This is a genomic window from Psychrobacter sp. M13 (assembly GCF_030718935.1).
GTDB classification, from domain to species: Bacteria; Pseudomonadota; Gammaproteobacteria; order Pseudomonadales; family Moraxellaceae; genus Psychrobacter; species Psychrobacter immobilis_G.
Genome location: NZ_CP132194.1, coordinates 538,562 through 562,318, shown reverse-complemented (window position 1 = coordinate 562,318; position 23,757 = coordinate 538,562). Strand labels below are relative to the sequence as shown.

Sequence of the window (23,757 nt, the reverse complement as noted above, 5' to 3'; positions counted from 1 at the left end):
TGATGCTGTTTTCAGTAGTCTAATAATAATGTTTCCTTTATATTAGTCTACTTTAAGTGGTCTACTTACACTATTGAGCACCTGATTCACTACCTTTTTTGAGGTATACCTTTTTTTAATATGTCAGTGTAGATTCTAAAGCAGCGCAACGATTACTATAGAGTAGTAGAACGCAAATAAAAGAACGATACTGATATTACTGATGAATGAGTTTGTATGACTTTTTTTATTTCTTTCGTTTTTATCATAGTAATACTAAATTTAATTTTCGATAGGGATGCAAGTTATGGTTGTCTAGGATTTGTAGTCATTATTCTAATTGGTGTAATGGTTATAAGTTGTAGCCAAAAAAAAGCACAGGAAAGGCACGAGGAATGGCGAGATGAAGTATACATGGATGGAGTAACTAATGGAGAGTACGCCGATTGTGTAGCCAAAGAAAAGAGAATTAGAGCACATTTATATTGTGATCCATAACGTTATTGAGCAGGCTAAAGCTTGAGCTTACTTTCAGTTGAAACTTCAAATGTTTAACAGACTCTAGTAATTAAGAGTTTTCTGGTAACCATAACCTTTGTCATCAAACATACGAATTACAGGTTTTTATTTTTTTAGGCTCCCTGTAAGGGCAAGGGCAAAATAACGATTCTAACTGTTCCTATAAACCCTGCTTATTAGGTAAGTTCAGCTATATTCACATAAAAGTAATTGTGATAGATATTAACCCAAAAAAAGACACGCCAAGCGTGTCTTTTCTAGTTACAGCAGGATAAGCAAATTAGCTATTAATGCTCACGCGTATTGCTAAAAGTCACTTCAGGATAGCGCTCTTGCATCAGTTGTAGATTGACTCTAGACGGTGCTAGATAAGTTAAATAACCACCGCCATCAAGCGATAACTGGTCATGGGCTTTTTTCTTAAATTTTGCTAAGGCTACTTCATCATCACAATGAATCCAGCGCACGGTGGCAATCGATACAGGTTCAAAGGTACACTGAACTTTATATTCTTCTTTTAAGCGATGGGCAACTACTTCAAACTGAAGCACCCCAACCGCGCCTAGCACTAAATCATTATTAATCTGCGGCATAAAGACCTGTGTTGCGCCCTCTTCACTTAGCTGCTGTAGACCTTTTTGCAGTGCTTTAGACTTAAGTGGATCACGTAAGACTACCCGACGAAATAATTCAGGAGCAAAATGTGGAATACCCGTAAAATTGAGCATCTCGCCTTCGGTAAAGCTATCACCAATGGAGATAGTGCCGTGATTATGTAGACCGATAATATCACCTGGATAAGCTTCTTCTAACGCTTCACGATCACCCGCTAAAAAGGTTAGCGCATCAGCAATACGCACGTCTTTACCCAGACGCACATGCTTCATTTTCATGCCTTTTTCGTATTTGCCAGAGCAGACACGCATAAAGGCAATACGGTCACGATGGCGCGGATCCATATTGGCCTGAATTTTGAACACAAAGCCACTAAATTCCGTCTCAGTCGCCGCAACTTCACGTTCTTCTGTTGGATGCGCTTTGGGCGGCGGGGCGTACTTGACTAGCGTATCGAGCACCATGTTGACGCCAAAGTTACCTAGCGCTGTACCGAATAACACAGGCGTCATCTCACCTGCCAAAAACTCTTCGACTGTAAAGTCCTCAAGCGCCATCTGTACTAGCTCTAGCGACTCCTCAAACGAGGCAAACATCAGTGCACCTAAGCGCTCACGGATGTCAGGATAGTCATAACCGTCACGAGTTTCGATCGCTACAATTTCGGTACCGTGACCTTTTTGATAAAGATAGGTTTTGTTTTCGGTCAAATGATACACCCCAACGAAATCCTGCCCCATACCGATAGGCCAAGTCAGCGGAATGCATTTGATCTTAAGTACCGCTTCGATTTCACTGAGCAATTCTAATGGCTCACGAATCTGCCGATCGAGCTTATTGACAAAAGAGATAATCGGCGTATCACGCATCCGACACACTTCCATCAGTTTGATGGTACGCTCTTCGACGCCTTTTGCGCCATCGACCATCATTAGCGCACTGTCGACAGCGGTGAGAGTACGATAGGTATCTTCACTGAAATCAGCATGACCTGGGGTGTCGAGCAGATTGACGATGCTGTCGCTATAAGGGAATTGCATAACCGAGGTGGTGATAGAGATACCGCGCTCTTGCTCCATGCTCATCCAGTCGGAGGTGGCATGGCGATCGGTTTTACGGCCTTTGACCTCACCTGCTTTTTGAATGGCTTGACCCCACAATAATAGCTTTTCGGTCATCGTGGTTTTACCCGCATCAGGATGCGAGATAATGGCAAAGGTGCGGCGTTTGGCGACTTCTTTATTTAGAGTTTTTGAATCTACGCTCATAGTTTTTAGCTTCGATAATAATAATTTAGGGTATGCTTCGTATAAATAATTATATAAACATAATAGTGCGCGTATTGTAGCTGATTTCGCTGCAAGGTGCAGAACTCACGCAAAAAAACACTCCCTATTAAAAATAGAAAGTGTTCATGGTTTTTACTATTAATAGGCTGTTCTGATTTCTCTTTCTAAAAAGTCTGCTGCTGTATCGTTAACTAAAGTGCAATCAATTACACCACGAAAACTATCTTCATTAGGACTCGTTTTATCTTTGGCTACAAAATCGGCATCAAATATATTCCGCTCAAACTCAGTCCCATAGTAGTTGTATTCGATGCGCTGATTAGTAGTAAAAAACTTCACTTGTGCAGCGCGATCGTTATTATTTACACCAATATTTACTATGTCTGTACGCGATGATTGATTGCTGCCAAAGCGCTTTTCATTCGCCTCAATCCAATCATTAAGGGTTGAATAGCCTGTTTTATTTTTATCGTTAAAGACAAAAAACGAGAGATCACTGTCAGTCACAGGGACATAGCACACCGAGCCACTAGGAAAGCTAATATTACTAGGAATATTGCTATAGTTATTTAGGTCCGTTTTGATGCCGCGATCATCAATAGGACGATTACCCTTCTGATAACTACTTGCATCTTTGTTTGATAAATCGAGCGTTCGATAAGTAACCTGATAGTCAAAACGCTCATTGCTATTTTTAGCATAAATAGGTCGCGTGACTGTCCGATTATTGACCTCAATGTAGCGATCTTCGAGCGTACCTTCGAAGTTATTGGCTAACACCGTTGAGACAGATAAGTTATTGATACTTGCAAGATCAAAACTGCCTATAATGCTAGTCACATCAATATCGCGCTCGCCATCGCTGTACTCAGTTTCAATACGCGCAATATTATTATTTACGCGCTCAAAACTATTGATTTCAAGCTCATTATTACTAGAGCCAAAAATAGCATCCTCGCCCTCGCCGCAACCGATCAAAGCCGTTGCTAGCGCAGTCAACACAAAGGGTATCAATAATTTATTATTCATCACAAAACATCCTATTTAAAATATCTTATTCTTTTATAGATACTGATATAGATACTGATATAGATACTGATTTTACCTTACTAGGTCTAAGGTTTATATAGACAGCTTGTACTTATGATATCTTCCGTCCTAATTGATTCAAAGCCAATGCGACACTTACAAATCACTAGCATAGATTTACTCCGCTTATATAAAGTCAGCACCAAGATTTGTTATGCTGACTGAGTCATTTAATTATTCATTCATTAATATATTTACGTTCATCCAAAAAAGGACATTTTATGAAATCATTATATTCAACCAAAGCTACCGTTACTGGCGGTCGTACAGGTAATGCTTCACTAAGCGACAGTGATTTAACAGTAAAAATGGCACCTCCAGGCGGTAATGTAGAGGGTAACAATCCCGAGCAATTATTAGCGATGGGTTATGCCGCTTGTTTTGACAGTGCCTTAGGTGTGGTCAAAAAGATGGAAAGCGCAAGTTTTGGTTCGACCACAGAGACTACCGTTGACTTGATGCAAGGCGGCGATCATGAGTACAAACTAGCAGTAAAAATCCATGTGACTGCCGACAGTACTGATATCTCGAGCGATGACTTCCAAAAGCTAGTCGAAAAAGCTAACGATGTCTGTCCTTATTCAAAAGCCACTAAAGGCAATATCGACATCGAAGTGACTTCTGAGGTCAAGTAACAAGACAGTTCTACAATTATAGTGTCACAATTGCTATTATAATTATGAGAATCCAGTCAGCACTGGGTTCTTTTTTTATGTCTGTATCCTTTAGCTAGTCTATTCAATATAAACTATATAGTGAGACTGGTATAAATTTTGCGTAGCATCGAGCTGCGCAGGCACAGCAAGCAAGTAAAAACTATATCAGTCTCACGCTCTAACTATGAAAATCTTGTTTAGTATTGACTATCATATCGAATTAACGACGCGTACACATCGTAACGCACAAGCCGTTCGGCAAGCACTTATTTTATCGTTATAATAGAAGTAATTTTTGCCCATATTGCTCTTACATAAACCAGATTTTTGCCTAAACTATAAGTGACCTTTTATGAGTGACCCTATTAAAGACAGTGACCATAACTCACACTCACCTGTTGATCCGAATACTTTGCCAAGCTTTGCGACGATGCCCAATGTGGCGACTATGGATACCAGTCAAGTGGATAAAGACAAGCCGCCATTTATCTTAGTCGACGGCTCTTATTATCTATTTCGTACCTTTCACGCGCTGCCTGAAATGACTACCACTCAAGGCCAGCATACCAATGCTATTCGCGGTACTCTAAACGCTTTGCTAAAGCTGATGCGCCGCTATCACCCGACTCATATGGCCGTGACTTTTGATACTAAGTCTCCTACTTTTCGTCATCAATTATCGACAGATTATAAGGCAGCGCGTCCGCCGATGGATATCGAGCTGGTGCAGCAGATCCCTTTTATTCATCGCTTAGTGACGGCTTTAGGTATTCCGCTACTCCGTATTGAAGGCGCTGAGGCCGATGATATTATCGGTACTCTCGCCCATCGCGCGGTGTTCGAGGGCCATCACGTTGTCATCTCGACAGGTGATAAAGACATGATGCAGCTGGTCAATGACGCGGTGATACTCGAAGATAGCTTTACCGGTAAGATCACCGATACTCAAGGGGTGATAGATAAGCTGGGTATCGAACCTAAGCAAATGATCGACTATCTAACCCTGATGGGTGACTCCTCTGATGGTATCAAAGGCGTGCCTGGTATCGGTAAAAAGACCGCTAAAGACTTGCTCAATGAGTATGGCGATATCGATAACATGCTCAAAAACATCGGCTATATAAAAGGGCGCGGTGCAAAAGGCTTAATCGAACACGCGGATGAGATTCCACTTAACGCGCAGCTGGCAACTATCGTGACGGACTTGGATATTGGGCAGGACTGGGAAGACCTGCGTATCAATACCGACCCGAGCGCTCATATCGACGAATTACGCGCTTTGTACACTGAGCTTGAGTTCAAAAACGAGCTGGCCTCGTTAGATCATCCCAACCACCCCGCCAATAATGGTGCGGGTAGTGTTGCCAATAGCCAAGCCAGCACTGAATCGCAAGCGCAAATCGCCAAAGCGATGCAATCGACTAAGATTGAAAATATTAAAAGTAGCAAATCTCAAGATAAAGCTTGGCACACCGTATTGGACATGCCAGCTTTTGATAGCTTAGTGGCACAATTAGCGGCCGCGACGCATTTCGTCATCGACACTGAGACTACGAGCATCTATTGGCGTCAAGCTGAAATCGTCGGCTTATCTTTTGCCCTACAAGCACACGAAGCTTATTATATCCCGTTGACCCATAGCTTAGAAGGTGATGAATTAATAGCTAAGCAGCTGGATCGTGATACGGTACTTGCGCGATTAAAGCCGATTTTGGAAAATGCCGATATCGGCAAGATCGGTCAACATCTAAAGTATGACGCGCATATCTTAAGTCATTATGATATTGATCTGATTGGTAGCATTCATAGCAATGCCGAGCATTCAAAAAACAACTGGGCGATGGATACTATGCTCGCCAGCTATGTCATCAATGCAGCTATTACCCGCCACGGTATGGATGATCTAGCGCGGCACTATCTGCAAACCCAAACCATCAGCTATGAAGACGTCGCTGGCAAAGGCGCGAAACAAGTGACCTTCGATCAAGTCGCCATTGATATCGCCAGCGACTACGCTTGTGAGGATGCCGATATTACTTATCAGCTATTTGACGTCTTTAATGAAAAGCTCATTGATGACGCTAATAACATTAAATTGCTACACGAGTTAGAGATTCCAGTCGCCCAAATCCTCTGCCAGATGGAGGCGCACGGCATTTTAATTAAGCGCCCCTTCTTAAACGAGCTATCCAAGCGTTTTGATGAAGAGATTATTGCACTTGAAGCGCAAGCTTATGAAGTCGCTGGCGAAGAATTTAATCTCGGTTCGCCCAAACAATTAGGCGAGATGTTATTTGATAAGCTCGGTGTCCCTGGTGGCAAAAAGACTAAATCGGGGCAGTACTCAACAGGTGAAGCCGTATTATCAAAGGTTGATCATCCGCTGGTTGATATCGTGCTGGAGTATCGTAGCTTATCTAAGCTTAAGAGCACCTATACCGATGCGCTAGATGCGGTTGCCGATAGTGAAACGGATCGCGTACATACTAGCTATCATCAAGCCTTAACGAGTACAGGTCGCTTGTCATCCACTGATCCTAACTTACAAAATATCCCTATCCGTACGGCGACAGGTCGTCTGATTCGTCAAGCTTTTATCGCGCCAGAAGGCCGTGTGCTATTAGCAGCGGATTATTCACAAATTGAGCTACGACTGATGGCGCATTTTTCAGGGGATGCCAACTTAACCCGTGCCTTTAATGAAGGACTAGATATTCATAGCGCAACCGCTGCTGAAGTATTAGGCAAAGCGGTAACTGAGGTCAGTGCAACCGAGCGCCGTAATGCAAAAGCCATTAACTTTGGTCTGCTCTACGGTATGAGCGCTTTTGGACTGGCTAAGCAGTTACAGATGAGTCGCGGTGAGGCACAAGACTATATCGATATGTATTTTGAGCGCTATCCTAGCGTCAAGCAATACATGATAGATACTCGCGCCAGCGCTCATGAGCGTGGCTATATTGAGACCATATTAGGCCGCAAACTCTACACCCCTGATATCACTCATAGCAATCAGATGGTACGCCGAGGCGCTGAACGCGCGGCTATCAACGCACCACTGCAAGGCTCAGCGGCTGATCTAATCAAGCTGGCGATGGTGGCGGTGGATAAAGTATTGCCTAAAGAGCAAGCCAAAATGCTACTGCAAGTCCATGATGAGCTAGTGTTCGAAGTTGATAGCGACAAAGTGGCTGAGATCAGTCAGTTGATCAAAGACGCGATGCAGAATGTATTGTCAGAGACCGCAAAAGATATGGGCTGGGAGGTAGACTTTGTCGTGCCGTTATTGGTTGAGACCGATAGTGGTGCTAATTGGGATGAGGCGCATTAAAAACAGTCGTATTAAAAATAGACGCGTCAGTAGAAAAAATCGTTCAATCTACAAGTTTCCATGCTAGCCAACGATTAAATCTAGTACTATAATATATCATTATCAAAACATCCTTTTTGCATAGGATATTTTGACCTTTAAAGTGAGCCTTCGGGTTCACTTTTTTGTTTTATAGCTTTATTTCTCATACTTTAGGAGCTAACTATCTTTATTGAAAGTGGCATCGTTGAAATTATTAGCATCTTTATCTTACTAGCCTGTTTGCTACGTTGTGCGCAATATATGGTAAAGAGCAGTATCAAACGCGGCCATCATTTTTGGCTTGCCTCAGTATTGGTGTTCTTTACTGTTATTCGGCGTGAATTGAACTATCTACCCGACTTACTTATTGCGCCAGACTTTTCCTTATTAGGATATGTTTACGACTGGTGGGAAGACTTAGTCCTTACTATTATTTATATCATTACTATTGGCCTGTTAATTTATTCATGGCGTTATTGCTGGGCACTATTGAAGCACACCGCTGTAGCCTTATATATAGCAGTAGCCGTATTAGCACTGTTTCAATATATGGGAGAGCATGCCATTGTCTTCCCTACTACTTTTGGCATGATAGTTGAGGAGCTGTCTGAGTTGATTATCTACAGTATTGCTCTAGTTTATTTGTGGCACCTCAAATTAGCTGGCTTTGAAGGACAATCAACGAGTAAACTGCGCTTTGAGGTGGCAAATCAATGATAGCTAGTCGTTTGCTTAGTTATATTCAGTGGCAGTTTGCTATACTAAAGTAATGGTTGAAGACAACTAACTTTTTATTAATTACTATTGAGTAAACTACTATGAACATTCTAATCACAGGTGCATCACGCGGTATCGGTCTAGCAACTGCCAAACGTCTAGCTGCCAAAGGGCATAGCGTCGGTCTATTCGATATCGATACTGCTGAGCTAAAACGCGTCGTTACCGACAAAGCCTTTAAAAAAGCCAATAAAAAACAGCGTATTATCACAGGTAATCTAGATGTGACTAAGCCTGAAGATTGGGATAAAGCGATTGAGCAAATGACCGATAACTTCGGTGGTATCGATACGCTTATTAATAATGCTGGCGTACTGGTCAGTGGCGTATTGCCGACGACTGATTTGGACAAGCAACTATCATTAATCGATATTAACTGTAAAGGCGTGTTGATCGGCTGTCATAAGCTAGCGCCGCATTTAGCAGAGAGTAAAGAAGGTAAAATCATTAATCTATCTTCTGCTTCTGCTATTTATGGGCAGTCAGAAGTTGCGCCTTATGCGGCCAGTAAGTTCTTTGTACGTGGTCTGACCGAAGGGCTAAACATCGAATATAGCGAGATGGGCGTTAAGGTTATCGATGTCATGCCGTTATGGGTCAAGTCTGATATGACCAAAGACATCACCGTCACTAGTATTGACCGTTTAGGCATCAATCTAACCGTTGATGATGTCGCCAAAAAGCTCGCTAAGCTAAGCACTTGCCCTAACCGTAAACTGACTGCTACTCACTACCCTATTGGCTTGCCAGCGAAAGTATTGCAAAAGGCCTCACAAGTAGCACCCGATCCAATCATGCGCTTTGTAAATAGTAGAATCGGTACTAAGTAGATTATCTAGCAGATACTATTAATGATTATAATCTTGAACAAACAAAACGGCTATCAAATATTGGTAGCCGTTTTGCTTTTTAGGTTTACTTCTTAAAAGCATCGTTAAATTTGTCATTAAAAATAATAGCTGCCTTACATTTTTTGCACATCTTTTCACAGCTTACTACTAGCGGTGAGCGGCATATCCTTGCACACTAGTAAACGGATAATTACTAATATCAAATAAGAACTAAGGAATAAATTATGGATAATTCAAAACAGCCACTACCTGATGAGATGAATGAAATTGCTAGTCACAAGAGCACCGATATGGATCGCGATGATCAGCTGGTCGATCTAGACAATGACATGCTGCACACTATCAATGATGACGAGGTGATTGATAACAGCGCAGGGTTTGACAACTCACAAGCAGGCAGCGGCGCTACTCAAGGTCTCACACCAATGCACCGTCAAAATATAGACGAATCGACTATCGACAATGTCTTGGTACAAGATAATCTAGATGATAGCGACTATCCTGATATTGTCGATATCGCCGATAGAGAAGCCGCTGAACATAGCAATAATGATAATGATCTATAGATAAGTTTTTAACTTAAAGCCGTTATTTTAAATAAAAAGCACGCCCAACTTTATTGAGCGTGCTTTTTGTGATTTATGACCTATTACTTTTTATAATTTAACTAAAGCCGTTATACCCAACCGTCCAGCGTGCCCGCCCAGCCTTTCACTAGGGGCGCACTCATCGCCTCTAATAGATCGATATGCGCCTCATCGAAGTTAAGGGCAGGAATGTAATGATACTCCTCACCGCCCGCCTCTAAAAAGTTCTCACGGTTCTCAATCGCTAATTCTTCTAGAGTCTCAAGACAATCGGCTGAGAATGCTGGGCTAAGAATCTGTACCGACTTCACTCCTGACTTCGCCCATTCATCTAGCACGACATCAGTATAAGGCTTGACCCATTCTTGCTTACCAAAGCGTGATTGGAAACTGATAATCCATTCATCATCAGAGAGTCCTAGCTCATGAGCAACCTGCGCGGCAGTACATTTGCAACGGCGCGGATAAGGATCGCCTTTATCCATATACGGCTGCGGAATACCATGGAAGCTAAACATCAACTTTTCAGGCTTACCATGCTCAGCTTGAAAGCGACGAATGCTATCGGCTAAAGCTTTGATATAAAGCGGATGGGCAAAGTAGTCTTTGACTATAGTAATATTGGGCAAGTTACGCTGTTTGAGTGACCATTTGGTGATCGCATCGTAGACCGCACCTGTTGAGGTCGCTGAATACTGCGGAAATACGGGCAACATCACAAAATGATCGACACCCTCAAGACGCAATTTATCCATAACATCAGGTAAGCCTGGATTACCATAGCTCATCGCTGCATGAGTAGTCACTCGAAAAGGAGCGACAGTATCGACCAAACGCGATTCAAGCTTCTCTACTTGCGTATTCAAAATATTACGCATCGGTGAGTCCCCATCCCAAATACTGGCATAAGCTTCGGCCACGCGCTTTGGTCGGCTCGGCAATACAAATAAGTTTAGGATAATCGCCCACAAAAACTTAGGAATTTCGATGACTCTAGGGTCTGACAAAAACTGCTTTAAGTAGCGTCTAACCGCAGGAGCAGTCGGCTCATCAGGCGTCCCTAGATTGATCAATAACACAGCAATACGCGGGGGTAGTTCAGGTTTCATAGCGGTATATCTTGTAATGAGTTAAAGGGTCTGTTGAACATTCACAAATGAGCACTGCTGATAGCTAAAATTGGTCTAGTCTAAATGAAAATCGCAGGTAATGCAGATGCCTTGGCTAGATTTTTACAACGAATAGAGCAGTTTTAGCATCAGCTCGTAGAGACAGGACTCTTTTTTGCCGATTCGTCATTAAAAAGATCCGCTTAGAATAACTAAACTAGATATTTTTAATCTAGAATCGCCTAAAAAATAGTCTCTGTCAGTGCCACGGTTGAATGTTCAATAGACCCTATAGAATATAAGAGTAAAACAGACCCGACAATAATAGCAAAAAGGTATTCCCCATAGCATGGTAAAATAGCTGCAAGTCATAGCGGATAGTTTAGCATTTTATGGCACGGATAAACGCCAAATAATAGCGACTATACAATTCGATACGCAATAGCGGTCTAATCTTTGAGAATCAGCCGCTAGCATGGTTGTACTCATAACCGCATCGCCCTACAATAGCTATACTTGCTCTTTTGATCGCAATTGCATTGCCGCACTGCCATATTATCAAATAGCACCACATCACTATTAACTGTCGTCTGCGAGGTAGCTTTGATAGCCCGTCCTAATCTTGTTAATGAGTCCAAGCCCAATGATCGCTCTACTGACTATCCTGAGTTTTTTGCAGGTATGCAAGGCTCAGTCGGTATAGTGACTCCGCAGACCCTACACTTCGCTGAGCCACTCACCTTAGAGTGCAATCGCACCTTGCCTTATTTTGACTTGGTCTATGAAACCTATGGCGTCCTCAATGAGGATAAGTCCAACGCAGTTTTGATTTGTCATGCCCTATCTAGCAATCATCATGCGGCAGGGGTGCATAGCCCTGATGATAAAAAAAGCGGCTGGTGGGACAATATGATTGGCCCTGGCAAAGCTATCGATACTGACAAGTTTTTTGTGCTATGTGTCAATAATATCGGTAGTTGCTTTGGCTCAACGGGTCCAACTTCGATCAACCCTGACAGTATTCATGGTGATAACGCTAATAACAATGACGTCAATAATAATAAGAATAACGCTCAGGTCTATGGCCCCGACTTCCCACTGATCACCATAAAGGACTGGGTCAAGACCCAAGCGATGCTCTCGGATCGCTTGCAAATCGACTGCTGGCATGCCATCGTTGGCGGATCTATGGGTGGCATGCAAGCGCTACAGTGGTCTGTCGACTATCCTGAACGTCTCAAGCGCTGCGTGGTGATTGCTAGTACGCCTAAGCTATCGGCACAGAATATCGGCTTTAATGAGGTCGCTCGCCAGTCGATACTCTCAGACCCTGACTTTAAAGACGGCCACTATCTACAAGCGGGTACTTACCCGCGGCGCGGACTTATCTTGGCGCGCATGGTCGGACATATCACTTATCTGACTGAAGACGCGATGAAAGCTAAATTCGGTCGTGACCTCAAAGCGGGCAAATTCACTTACGGCTACGATGTCGAGTTTCAGGTAGAGAGCTATCTGCGTTATCAAGGCGAGCGCTTTAGCGAAAACTTCGATGCCAATACCTACCTATTGATGACCAAAGCGCTCGATTATTTTGACCCGACTCGTGGACGGGTCAGAAGAGCCACAGCGCCAGTAGCAGAGCCGTCGCTGAAAACGACTATAGAAGAGGACACGCTCGATAGCGCTGACGTTTATCAAGAACATCAGCATGAGCACGATGATCTAAAAGTTGCCCTTGCCCATACCCAATGCCAGTATCTCGTTGTGTCGTTCACTAGTGATTGGCGCTTTGCTCCTGAGCGCTCGCAGGAGATCGTCAATGCGCTGATGGCGACAGGTAAACCCGTCAGTTATGTCGATATCGACGCGCCACACGGTCACGATTCATTCCTTTTTGATATTCCGCGCTATATGGATGCTGTTAAAGGATTTTTGACAGCGCCTTTTATTACGACACCGTCTAACACTGATGCTAATAGCAATGAATACGATGCGCAAAATACAGCCACTATAGGAGCGCGTACATGAGAATGGATCATCAATTAGCTGAGCGCTGGATTGCACCGCGCTCGCATGTATTAGACTTGGGCTGCGGTAATGGCGAGCTACTCGCACACTTACAACATAAGCTGAGCGTTAGCGGTTATGGTCTTGAGATTGACGAAGAAAAAATCAACGAAGCGATCGCCAAAGGCCTATCTATCGTTGAGCAAGATCTTAATGACGGCTTAGCACGCTTCGCTGACAATAGCTTTGATACCGTGGTTATGGCACGAGCCCTACAAGCGGTCAAAGCGCCTGATACCCTGCTACTTGATATGCTACGGGTTGGGCGCGAAGCCATTATCACCTTTCCTAACTTTGCTCATTGGCAAAACCGTATTCATTTGGGACTCAAGGGCATGATGCCTGTCTCAGAGGCGCTGCCCTATGAGTGGTATGACACCCCTAACATTCATCTTTGTACTTTTAAGGACTTTGAGCAGCTATGTGCTCAGCATGATATTCATATTATCAACCGCTTTGCAGTCAGTGATTCGGATAAAGGCCATTCGCCACTTATGAGTGCACTTATTCGTCAAGCGCCAAACTTACTTGCCGATGTGGCTATCTATAGAGTCACTAAACGCTGATATAAAATTTTGTTTGTAGGGCGAAACACCTTGTCTATTTTATGGCCATAGCCTTGATATTTTGTAACCAATTGATTTTATTGAGTACTAATACTCTAAAACGAGCTTGATGTACATAATTAGTATTTGAGTTTGGTAACTTTGGGTGTTAAGCTAGTTAATTATTGTCAACAACCTCATATTGACTGCTACTTATTTTTTTACGACTAGTTCGTTTTTTAGCGACTACTACTAGTCCACTCATAAAATGATAAGTCCAAATTATAAAGAGTAATCAGTTATCACCATATCTATTTATGGTATAGCTTTATTTTTTTCTGATTTTAATTTATGACTCACTTTCGGAGCCGCTATGAAACTATTAAAAGCCGCCTTGTTCACTGCTCTATTCTCTTGTGCAGGTCTTGCTAATGCTGAACTAATCTCAAACGTACCGCTTGATACTTCACGTTTTGAGCTGATGAGCATGGCCGATCTCTCTGCTCGTGCCGCACAAGGTAACGATCATGCGCAGTTTTATTTAGCCAAGCGTCTACAAAAAGGTGAAGGCATAGCACAAAACACCCAGCAAGCGATTCAATGGTATACGCGCGCGGCCGAACAAGGCGTTGCTCCTGCTCAGCTTAATCTAGCGATTATGTATCTACGCGGTGAAGGGGTACAGCCTAATCTACAACAAGCCAAAGTATGGTTAGAAAAAGCCGCTATGCGTGGCGATAACCGTGCCAGCTATACGCTAGCCTTACTCGATGAGAAGCAAAAGAATTTAGTTGATGCCTATAAATGGTATGATTTAGCGGCTCGTGATGGAATGCTTGATGAGAAGGTACGTACTAAAGCCCGTGGCAAAATCGGTCAATTAGCTTTGAACCTTTCAAGCTCAGATATCGCTAGTGCTCGCAGCAAAGCCGATACTTGGTTTCAAAGTAAATAAATAGCTAAGCAAGTCTTTAATAGTTTAGAGCATAAAAAATCCAGCCTTTGCGCTGGATTTTTTGTTTGTGGGGTTTTAACAGTTGATTAGCTTTTGTAGGGTGAGTTTGACTTTGTGAACAACATAAAAGCAAATTAACTGGCTTCGATAATGGCAATCTCATCGTCAGTTAACTCGTATAGTTTATAGACCATTTGGTCTATCTCACTATCGGTAGTTTCTATCTGTAGCATGAGCTGTTGGGCTTTGCTATGTTCGGCTAAAAAGTACTCTTCCCATTCGGCCTCATCACTCAAGCCCATTTTTATTTTCTTTTTTGCCAGCTCTTTGATAAATTCTGCATAAGTTAGCTCATACCAGTTTTCTAACTTTTTACTTAGCTTATCTATCTCAAATTTACGCTGCAGAGTACGAATAAATTTACTGGTTAGCGTTTGCAACTGCTCATTTAGCGATAACATAAGATCGGCTTTTTCAGCTAGATTCTTGTCTAAAGTTACACTAGGTATTGGCAATACTTTGATTTCTCCAGATTTAATCTTAGGGAACAAAGTATCAAACTCGTTATTCTGATTTCTATAGTACCAAAAAATTAATTTAGAGTTCAGAATACACTCTAAAGAACGAAAGTTTTCTAAATCATCCGATTTTGGTTTAATAATATAAGCCGATTGATCGACAATATAATCATCTTCTGTATACGCACAATATAAATTTTCTTTCCCTGGAATTTGTCTTATAAATATTCTAGGCCCTGTAAAAAACTTAGGATTTCTAGGTTCTGCCAACCATGAGCCGTATGAGACATATTCATTTTCCCATTTTAAAATAAATGGAAAAACATGCTTACCTCGTACTTCTTTTACGAAAGTATCGTCTTTCTTCATATCAGAGTTAAAAACTCTATCTTCCTTCATTGAAATATTTTGGGGTGGCTTGCCCTTTCCAACCTGATACTCTTTGATTCCGCCCATCACATCAACGAAACCATTTAATTCATCTGAGTTATCACGAACCTTTTGGAAGATACTTAACTGTTCTGGCGAAAGGGTTACCGTAAAATTATAGCCTTCATTTTCATAAAAAGAGTTTTGATCAAAAAAGTTTTTAAAAACTATTTCACGATTGGCAAGTCGATAAAACTGACTGACCTCTTTTTCAGTATCGGATATGTAAATCAAGACATCAACAGACGCATCGCTAAACACTGAATCGCCGCATTCAATAATTTTACTAAAATGGACATTATCTAATAAAAACTTTCTTAACATCATAGAATTTTTATTAGCTAAAAATGCATTTGGTAGAATGAATGAAACAGTACCTTTTGAGTTTCTTATTTCCTCAGCTTTTTCAATAAACAAATGATACAAATCAAACTGATTTTCAGCACCTTTGAATCTATCTAAAAGCCACATAATTTCTTTCTCTGATTGAAATCTTGGTCGTACATAAGGCGGATTACCAATAACGACATCAAATCCACCTTTAGCAAAGACTTGTGGGAAGGCCGTTTGCCAATTGAATGCTTTATCTCCTGCGACCTCTATATCATCAATCAGTGAATTGCCACATTGGATATTATCATTTAGATTATTGAGCTTACGTCTAGGCTGCGCGGTACGTAGCCATAATGACAGCTTGGCAATCTCAACGCTCTCCTCATTAATATCAACGCCAAATAGATTATTCTCAAGAATACTGTTTTCGATATCAGGAAATATCATACTATCGCCGTACAGCTTGGCGTGTAGCTCATCGATATAACTGTGCTCAGCGATTAAGAAATTCAGCGCCTCATTTAAGAACGCCCCACTGCCGCAGGCAGGATCACACACCGTAATTTGTAATAGCCAGTTGCGATAGCTCTCAAGAGCTGAGTCTTGAGATTGCAGCGTCTCTTTAGCTTTACCAGTCAGCTTTTTGGGCTTAATAAAATCCTCATCAATAATAGCCAACTCAGACTTTTTATCTGCACATAACTTACCAATCGTGTTTTCGACAATATATTTGGTGATGTATTTGGGCGTATAAAACACCCCATCTTTTTTGCGCTTAGTCTGCGACTTATCGACCACCTCGCCTGCCAGCTGCGCCTTGACCTCATCCAGCTCCGATAGTGAATTCTCAAAGATATGGCCTAAAATATTGACATCAACCTCACTGGCAAAGTCGTATTCAGACAAAATGAGAATATGAGTGCGTAGTAGCTCATCACTAATCACCATGCTATCGAGCAACGTATCAGGACGGAATAGCCCACCATTATAGGCAAATATCTCGCTATGCTCGTCTTTATGCCCTTGATCCAAATAGCCAAAATAGGCTTTGACCCTATCGTACAAAGGCACTGTCATTTTTAGCGCTTTGAGCTGCTGCCACTCATTAATCATACCTTTGGCAAAGTTAGCAGGGAGTAGATGACTGTCCTCAGCGAAGAAAATAAATAGCAATCTATCCAGTAGCTTTTGTGACTTTTGAAATAATAGTAATGCATCGATATCAGCATTATTAGCGGTTAAGTCAGCGAATAGCTCACGCTTGAATACTGAGTAATCCTTGTACAGCTGCTTGGTGATCGCCTCCTCTTGTGATATCGACTCCGACTTAATCTTAGCTGGCAAATCCGCTATCATGCTGGTCTGACGTAATAGTAAATACAATAGCGCAAACCTATCTTGCGTCATCGCAAATAGATCAAACTCTTCATACTCAACGGCATTATCGATATACAGCCGTAGCTTTTGGAAGTTAGACGTAATGACATAACGACATTTTGGCTGGTTATTCTTATAACCAAACGCTTGCGCCTCGATTTTTCCCATATCGGTAGTATTCATGCCTTTTAGCTCAATGACTCCGATAGCATCGCCATCTTTGAGTATCGCCCCATCGGCCTTTTTACTACTGGTTTGATTTTTAAACTCAGTGGTCAGGTCATAATTAGGATTAGGATTGAGCGTATAGTCAAAGACATCAACGAACAGATCACGCAAAAAGCCTTCTTGATATTGCTCCTCTTTACTTAAGCGAATATTGTCTTGCTTGATCGGATCCAAAAAGCAATCAGCGTAACTTTGCCATGCTTTACTCAGTAGCTGAGCATCTAGTTCTTTGACATATCTATTGACTACTACTGACTGAAACAGAGACATACGAGCGCCTTAAAGTAAATTCGGTAAACCGCAAAGTGAAACAAGAGTGTCGTGCAAGAGAGAATAAAACTAGCCTGCATGAGTTTACTATAATCGAGCGCTAACAGGGAAGAGATGGCCATTAATGATTGCTTAATAACTTGTAGAACAAATATCAATAACCTCCCAAAATCCAGCCAAAATTTGCTACACTACGCCCGCATTTATCAATTCCACAATCTGATAGATGCTATCACTTTTTTTAATAAAAATTTAATCCATCATTGCACTAGGTTTACGACTTAGCCAGCAGGAGAATCATATGAGCACTACCCTAAACAACACCCCTGATAATTCTAAAAAAGCCCCTAAATACGATAGCGAAGTAAATAATATCGTCGTCGCCGCGCTTTATAAGTTCACTCGCTTTACTGACTTCGAGAATTATCGCCAGCCTATTTTAGATATGATGTTAGATAATGACGTCAAAGGCACCTTGCTCATCGCAAGCGAAGGCATTAACGGCACGATATCAGGCAGTCGTCAGGGCATCGATAATGTCTTAGAATACTTACGTAGCATCGACGCTATCGGTAGCTTTACTTTTAAAGAGTCTTATACCAGCGAGCAGCCGTTTTATCGCACCAAGGTCAAACTCAAAAAAGAAATCGTTACCATGGGCGTAGAAGATATCGATCCATTACAGTCCGTCGGCCGCTACGTCAAGCCTAAAGATTGGAACGCGCTGATATCTGACCCTGACGTTGTCTTAATCGACACTCGTAACGATTATGAAGTGCAAATCGGTACTTTTCAAAATGCGCTAAACCCCAATACTGAGACTTTTCGTGATTTCCCAGAATACGTCGCTAAAGAGATGGATCCTGCTAAACATAAAAAAGTCGCGATGTTCTGCACGGGCGGTATCCGCTGTGAGAAATCGACCGCTTATATGCGTCAACAAGGCTTTGATGAGGTCTATCACTTAGAAGGCGGTATCTTAAAATATCTGGAAGAAGTGCCGCAAGATCAGTCGATGTGGCAAGGCGACTGCTTTGTGTTTGATAACCGCGTCTCGGTCAATCATAATCTTGAAAAGGGCGATTATGAGCAGTGTTTTGCTTGCCGTATGCCGATCACCGCAGCTGATATGCAATCTAGCGCTTATATCAAAGGCGAATCTTGCCCGCATTGTATCGATAAGGCTACTGACGAGCAAAAAGTACGCTTTCGTGAGCGTGAACATCAGATGCAATTGGCATTAAAGCGCGGAGAAGTCCATATCGGTAGCGATGTAATTGACGTTATAGAAAAGCGCAAGGCAGCTAAGATTGAAGCTCGCCGTAAAGCTGACGCGGCGAATAAAGCCAAATAGTTTTCGCTTAAAACATAGGCAAAAGAGTCGCGTAGGGTGCTCTCCATCGCACCATCTATGATTTACAACTTCATTAATGGTGCTTAAAAAGCACCCTACGACAAAACATCATTTTAATTAAGTCGTTAAGTTTTCCATAAAAAAGAGAGGCGCTATAAATAATAGCGCCTCTCTTTTTTTATATCTCTTCTATGAGGACTATGAATCTAGTCCGCTCACGATTTAGCTACCACGGTAAGTGCTAAATCCATAAGCAGATAAAGTAATAGGTACATGATAATGATTGTCGTCATCGATGTTGAAGTTCACTTCGACATAAGGATAAAAAGACTCTAAACCTTTATTTCGAAAGTACGGTGAAGTCTCAAAAATTAATTTATAAGTACCATCGTGGTCAGCATTATCTGCATTCGATAAAAAAGTACCGATACGGCCATTACTATCCGTTTTTTGCTCGTTAAGCAGTTTCCACTCACCGTTTTCTTGCATCATCAATTTTACATTAACATCTGGCGCAGGCATACCCGTGCTTATGTCTAAAATGTGGCTTGATAACTGATAATCGTCTTGACTAGCGGCTTGGCTGGCAGTTGCAGTCATAGCTAATACGCCACCCAAAGCAGCAGCTTTTAATATATTCATTTTCATAAAAATCCTATTAATCGTTCAAATTATTTTATTATTGATCACTTATTGTTCTAACGCTAATTTCTGATACTAATTTTTTTGAAATTAACTTTGTGAAGCTCATAAAAATAGTAAACACTAGAGCTCATCAGTTGTGTAGTATAAGTTGTCAAAATTAATTCATCGTCAAGAAAATGTTAATTAATATAATAATGAGTAAGCTAATCTTAATCTCTGAGAAACATAAGCTATAGCATAAAAAATGGCAGACAATCTCATAGATTATCTGCCATTAGTTAAAAGTGCATTAACTTTAGAACAAGATACGTACGCGAATGGTTTCTTCAACGTCTTTTAATTGATCAAGCGCGGCATCAGAGTCTTGATAATCGACATCCATGATCAGATAACCGACATCGCCTTCAGTCATGAGGCTTTGCGCTAAGATATTGATATGCGCTTCGGCGAACAGACGGTTGATTTGTGACAACACACCTGGGACGTTTTTGTGGATATGTAATAGACGATGAGTGCCTTCTTTGAACGGAATAGAAACCTCTGGGAAGTTCACTGCTGTTACCGTATCACCTTTGTCTGAATAGCTGACAAACTTCTCAGCGACTTCAAGGCCGATATTCGCCTGTGCTTCTTGCGTTGAGCCACCGATATGCGGCGTCAAGATCACGTTATCGAACTTACGCAGTGGCGATTCAAACTCTTGATCCGCAGACTTTGGCTCTTTTGGGAACACATCGATTGCCGCGCCCAATATCTTGCCAGATTCTAATGCCGCTGCCAAATCATCAATCTCAACACAAGTACCGCGAGCAGCATTAATAAAATGACTACCGTCTTTCATCTGCGCAAATTGCTTAGCGCCCATCATATAGCGTGTGCTTGGTAGATCAGGCACATGCAAGGTAACGATATCCGCCTTGCCTAATAATTCCTCCAAGCTGGCTACTTGCTCAGCATTACCGAGTGGCAGTTTGGTCACCACATCTTGGTAGATAACTTTCATACCGAAGCTCTCTGCCAGTACAGACAGCTGCGAGCCGATAGAACCATAACCGACGATACCGATAGTCTTGCCGCGCACTTCATGCGAATTAGTAGCTGACTTACCCCAGCCGCCGCGATGGACGGTCGCATTCTTTTCAGGTATGCCACGATAGAGCATAATAGCTTCAGCTAATACCAATTCTGCAACTGAGCGGGTGTTAGAGTATGGCGCGTTAAAGACAGGAATACCTAGCTCGCGAGCCGCTTCCAAGTCAACTTGGTTCGTACCGATACAAAAGCAACCAATACCGATAAGCTTTTCGGCATGCTCAAGTACTTCACGAGTTAACTGAGTACGCGAACGAATACCAACAAAATGGGCGTCTTTTATTTTTTCGATCAGCTCATCTTGATCAAGCGCATGGCTTAGATATTCGATATTGCTATAACCAGCGCCTTCTAATACCTTTAAGGCGTTCTCGTGCAGGCCTTCGAGTAATAAAAAACGGATCTTATCTTTTTGTAGTGATAGCGCCATATGAAAACTGTCCTATAATTAACTAAGGTGAGTTGCACGAATGCAAAGAAAAATGATGCAATCATCTTACACAAATTAACCCCATGATGTTAGAGACAAGCTTAAATAAATAGTTACTATTTTTTACCTGAGTTTTTACTTAAGTTTTTTCCTGAATTTATACGTAAATTTATCCAATCAAGTTAATGAGCTTTTGTGTTCTCTCTATATAGGCTAGCGGTCTGTTATTATTCACGGTAAACTACAACACGCTCTATAATATACAAAATAATGCTAGCTCAAACTTGGTAACTATACATTGAGACCCTTATGACTGTATCACCGACCATGCACAACCGCCCTGCTCACGAACGTACTCATGCCGCAGATCAAGCTGATAATCAAGACAATAGCAATGAGACGATAATCAGTACGTCTGCTGCGAATACTATTGCTGTACAGGCTATCCTAGATACACTCGTTTATAACCATCAATTTGATGAGAGTCAGATCAAAACCGATAGCGAGAGTTTAGAGCATTGGGGTAAAGACTGGACCAAGCATTTCGCGCCAGCGGCCGCTGCAATTGTGTTTCCAAAGTCGACCGAGCAAGTGCAGGCTATCGTTTTATTGGCTAATGAGCATCAAGTCGTATTGACGCCAAGTGGCGGTCGCACGGGGCTATCCGCAGGCGCAGTCGCAGCTAATGGTGAGATTGTCGTCAGCATGGATAAGATGAATAGAATCGGTCAGTTTTATGCCGCCGATCGCTTAGTTGAGATTGAAGCAGGCGTGGTCACTCAGCAATTGCAACAGTTTGCGGAGTCAAAGGACTTATACTATCCTGTCGATTTTGCCTCCGCAGGTTCGAGCCAAATGGGCGGTAATATCGGCACCAATGCAGGCGGCATCAAGGTGATTCGTTATGGTATGACCCGTCAGTGGATTATGGGTCTGACCGTAGTCACAGGTAAAGGCGATATCTTAGAGTTGAATCGCGGTATGGTCAAAAACGCTACAGGTTACGATTTGCGCCAATTGTTTATCGGTAGTGAAGGCACGCTAGGCTTGGTCACTCATGCGCAGATTAAGCTTGAGCGCTTGCCACAAGACTTGAGCGTCATGGTGCTCGGCATGGATAACTTTACTGACGTGATGAATGTGCTCTCCGCTTTTCAAGCCAAAATTGATCTGACTGCTTTTGAGTTCTTTGATGATACGGCTATCGATAAGCTGATGGCGCATGGGCAAGTCCAAGAGCCGTTTGAGTCGCGGACTAAGTTTTATACTTTGCTTGAGTTTGAAGCGCCTTATGAGCCAATTATGGATAAGGCTATGGCGATATTTGAGCACTGTATGGAGCAAGGCTGGGTCGTTGATGGCGTGATGAGTCAGAGTATGGCGCAAGCTGAGGAGCTGTGGAAGTTGCGTGAATATATCTCTGAGACTATCTCAGTATTTACCCCTTACAAGAATGATGTCTCCGTACTTATTAGCCATGTGCCCAACTTTATTGCCGATATCGATCATATCGTCAGTAGTAATTATCCTGACTTTGAAGTCTGCTGGTTCGGTCATATTGGCGATGGTAATCTGCATTTAAACATCCTCAAGCCCGACGCTATGAGTAAAGATGAATTCTTTGAGGAATGTCAAATCGTCAATAAATACGTCTTTGAGACGGTACAAAAATATGGCGGCTCAGTGTCTGCGGAGCATGGTGTCGGCATGACCAAAAAGCCTTATCTACAATACAGTCGTAGCGCAACAGAGATTGAATATTTAAGAGAAGTCAAAAAAGTATTCGACCCTAATAATATTATGAACCGTGGTAAGATTTTTGATATGTAGTTCGTATTAAGCCACAAAAAAGACGCTAAACCCTGAAGGCTAGCGTCTTTTTTATGGCTTAAATATTCTATCTTGCAACGAGTCGTTCAGAGGAGAAGATGACTACGCTAAATCAAAAGTTTATTAGATATAAAGCTAGAATGAGTAGTATGGCCAAAAACCCTTGGACCACTAAAAAGGCTTGATGTGGGCTAGCAATATGGCGGAACATATTGACTAAAGCATTATAAGTAATACCTGCAGCATGGATACTTGGTGAAGCCGCAAAAGTTTTAATCGTTTCTAAAAACTGCTCATGACGCTCAGCTGACCAATTGTGAGGTGTGAATGGTAAATAGGGTGATAAACTGTTGGCTTGACTCTTAGTACTTGCCGACCATGACCAGCGCTCTAGAAACAATAAGCGCATTCGCCAGTCATCGAACATACGCTGATCTATAGGCTGTAATAGAGGTATTTCGATATCGTCGTGGCGTTTGTCAGCACGAATCTTTTGCATCAGCGCTACTATCTCAACTTTACTGCCTTCTATACATTGCAAAAATTGGCCATTGCCATAACATAAAATACCAGTAATACCGTGCTGCTTATTATAAACAACGGCATGGCTTTCTATATGTTCCGCTATATACCTATCTAGACGAGTTTTTAGAGTAGCACTACTCACGTAGACTAGACGAACTAGCGCCGTATCTGATAATTTTTGTAGTGTTTTTTCTATATTATTCTTATCTGAATCATTCTTATCTAAGTTACTGCTGTCTAAGTCACTGCTATCTAAATTCATGATGAATAATCCCAAAATTAGCTTTTTAATAGAGATAATAAGCTTATGATTATTATCTGCGATTACCGTTA

The 23,757-nt window shown here is 42.0% G+C and carries 17 protein-coding genes; 10 read left to right on the top strand and 7 right to left on the bottom strand.

Features of this window, described 5'->3' with window-relative positions; translation table 11 throughout:
- Window positions 1-785: 785 nt before the first annotated feature.
- The gene (locus Q9G97_RS02390) at window positions 786-2,381 is read right to left on the bottom strand and encodes a peptide chain release factor 3 (RefSeq protein WP_305899579.1); all 1,596 of its coding nucleotides are present in this window, start codon (window positions 2,379-2,381) and stop codon (window positions 786-788) included.
- Window positions 2,382-2,540: 159 nt separating this feature from the next.
- On the bottom strand, window positions 2,541-3,431 hold the full coding sequence (locus tag Q9G97_RS02385) for a hypothetical protein (RefSeq protein ID WP_305899578.1): 891 nt from the start codon (window positions 3,429-3,431) through the stop codon (window positions 2,541-2,543).
- A 281-nt stretch (window positions 3,432-3,712) separates the two neighbouring features.
- On the opposite strand from Q9G97_RS02385, the gene Q9G97_RS02380 reads away from it, so the two are divergent.
- From Q9G97_RS02380 to Q9G97_RS02360, 5 genes are all read left to right on the top strand, one after another.
- Window positions 3,713-4,126: an Ohr family peroxiredoxin gene (locus Q9G97_RS02380; RefSeq protein WP_201571671.1), complete on the top strand. Its 414-nt coding sequence runs from the start codon at window positions 3,713-3,715 to the stop codon at window positions 4,124-4,126.
- A 451-nt stretch (window positions 4,127-4,577) separates the two neighbouring features.
- On the top strand, window positions 4,578-7,478 hold the full coding sequence (gene polA, locus Q9G97_RS02375; RefSeq protein WP_371747922.1) for a DNA polymerase I: 2,901 nt from the start codon (window positions 4,578-4,580) through the stop codon (window positions 7,476-7,478).
- Between the two features lie 282 nt (window positions 7,479-7,760).
- Window positions 7,761-8,216, top strand: a complete 456-nt coding sequence (locus tag Q9G97_RS02370) for a hypothetical protein (RefSeq protein WP_305899576.1) — start codon at window positions 7,761-7,763, stop codon at window positions 8,214-8,216.
- A 101-nt stretch (window positions 8,217-8,317) separates the two neighbouring features.
- Complete coding sequence (locus Q9G97_RS02365) at window positions 8,318-9,106, top strand: SDR family NAD(P)-dependent oxidoreductase (RefSeq protein ID WP_305899575.1); 789 nt, start codon at window positions 8,318-8,320, stop codon at window positions 9,104-9,106.
- Window positions 9,107-9,351: 245 nt separating this feature from the next.
- Entirely contained in the window at window positions 9,352-9,693 is a 342-nt protein-coding gene (locus Q9G97_RS02360; RefSeq protein WP_201571639.1) for a hypothetical protein, read from the top strand.
- 110 nt (window positions 9,694-9,803) lie between these two features.
- Here Q9G97_RS02360 and hemH read toward each other — a convergent pair whose 3' ends face one another.
- The gene (hemH, locus tag Q9G97_RS02355; RefSeq protein WP_305899574.1) at window positions 9,804-10,823 is read right to left on the bottom strand and encodes a ferrochelatase; all 1,020 of its coding nucleotides are present in this window, start codon (window positions 10,821-10,823) and stop codon (window positions 9,804-9,806) included.
- A 681-nt stretch (window positions 10,824-11,504) separates the two neighbouring features.
- On the opposite strand from hemH, the gene Q9G97_RS02350 reads away from it, so the two are divergent.
- From Q9G97_RS02350 to Q9G97_RS02340, 3 genes are all read left to right on the top strand, one after another.
- Window positions 11,505-12,854 (top strand): homoserine O-acetyltransferase, encoded by a 1,350-nt coding sequence (locus Q9G97_RS02350; RefSeq protein WP_305900252.1) that lies wholly within the window; start codon window positions 11,505-11,507, stop codon window positions 12,852-12,854.
- Window positions 12,851-13,459 carry a methionine biosynthesis protein MetW gene (gene metW, locus Q9G97_RS02345; RefSeq protein ID WP_201571635.1) on the top strand — a complete coding sequence of 203 codons (609 nt, stop codon included), beginning with the start codon at window positions 12,851-12,853 and terminating at the stop codon, window positions 13,457-13,459. The genes Q9G97_RS02350 and metW overlap by 4 nt, the downstream gene beginning before the upstream one ends.
- A gap of 352 nt (window positions 13,460-13,811) precedes the next feature.
- The gene (locus Q9G97_RS02340; RefSeq protein ID WP_201571633.1) at window positions 13,812-14,393 is read left to right on the top strand and encodes a tetratricopeptide repeat protein; all 582 of its coding nucleotides are present in this window, start codon (window positions 13,812-13,814) and stop codon (window positions 14,391-14,393) included.
- Between the two features lie 134 nt (window positions 14,394-14,527).
- On the opposite strand, the gene Q9G97_RS02335 is transcribed toward Q9G97_RS02340, so the two are convergent.
- Window positions 14,528-17,548 carry an Eco57I restriction-modification methylase domain-containing protein gene (locus Q9G97_RS02335; RefSeq protein WP_305899573.1) on the bottom strand — a complete coding sequence of 1,007 codons (3,021 nt, stop codon included), beginning with the start codon at window positions 17,546-17,548 and terminating at the stop codon, window positions 14,528-14,530.
- 301 nt (window positions 17,549-17,849) lie between these two features.
- Between Q9G97_RS02335 and Q9G97_RS02330 the strand changes: the two genes are divergently transcribed.
- A complete protein-coding gene (locus tag Q9G97_RS02330; protein WP_305899572.1) occupies window positions 17,850-18,902 on the top strand; it encodes a rhodanese-related sulfurtransferase in 1,053 nt (350 codons plus the stop codon).
- 222 nt (window positions 18,903-19,124) lie between these two features.
- Here Q9G97_RS02330 and uraH read toward each other — a convergent pair whose 3' ends face one another.
- Window positions 19,125-19,550: a hydroxyisourate hydrolase gene (gene uraH / locus Q9G97_RS02325; protein WP_201571618.1), complete on the bottom strand. Its 426-nt coding sequence runs from the start codon at window positions 19,548-19,550 to the stop codon at window positions 19,125-19,127.
- Window positions 19,551-19,842: 292 nt separating this feature from the next.
- Entirely contained in the window at window positions 19,843-21,069 is a 1,227-nt protein-coding gene (serA, locus tag Q9G97_RS02320) for a phosphoglycerate dehydrogenase (protein ID WP_305899571.1), read from the bottom strand.
- 309 nt (window positions 21,070-21,378) lie between these two features.
- Between serA and Q9G97_RS02315 the strand changes: the two genes are divergently transcribed.
- Complete coding sequence (locus Q9G97_RS02315) at window positions 21,379-22,899, top strand: FAD-binding oxidoreductase (RefSeq protein WP_305899570.1); 1,521 nt, start codon at window positions 21,379-21,381, stop codon at window positions 22,897-22,899.
- Between the two features lie 112 nt (window positions 22,900-23,011).
- Here the strand turns inward: Q9G97_RS02315 and Q9G97_RS02310 are convergent, their stop codons facing one another.
- Window positions 23,012-23,686, bottom strand: coding sequence for a BLUF domain-containing protein (locus tag Q9G97_RS02310; protein ID WP_201571608.1), 675 nt, complete (start codon window positions 23,684-23,686; stop codon window positions 23,012-23,014).
- Window positions 23,687-23,757 lie beyond the last annotated feature (71 nt).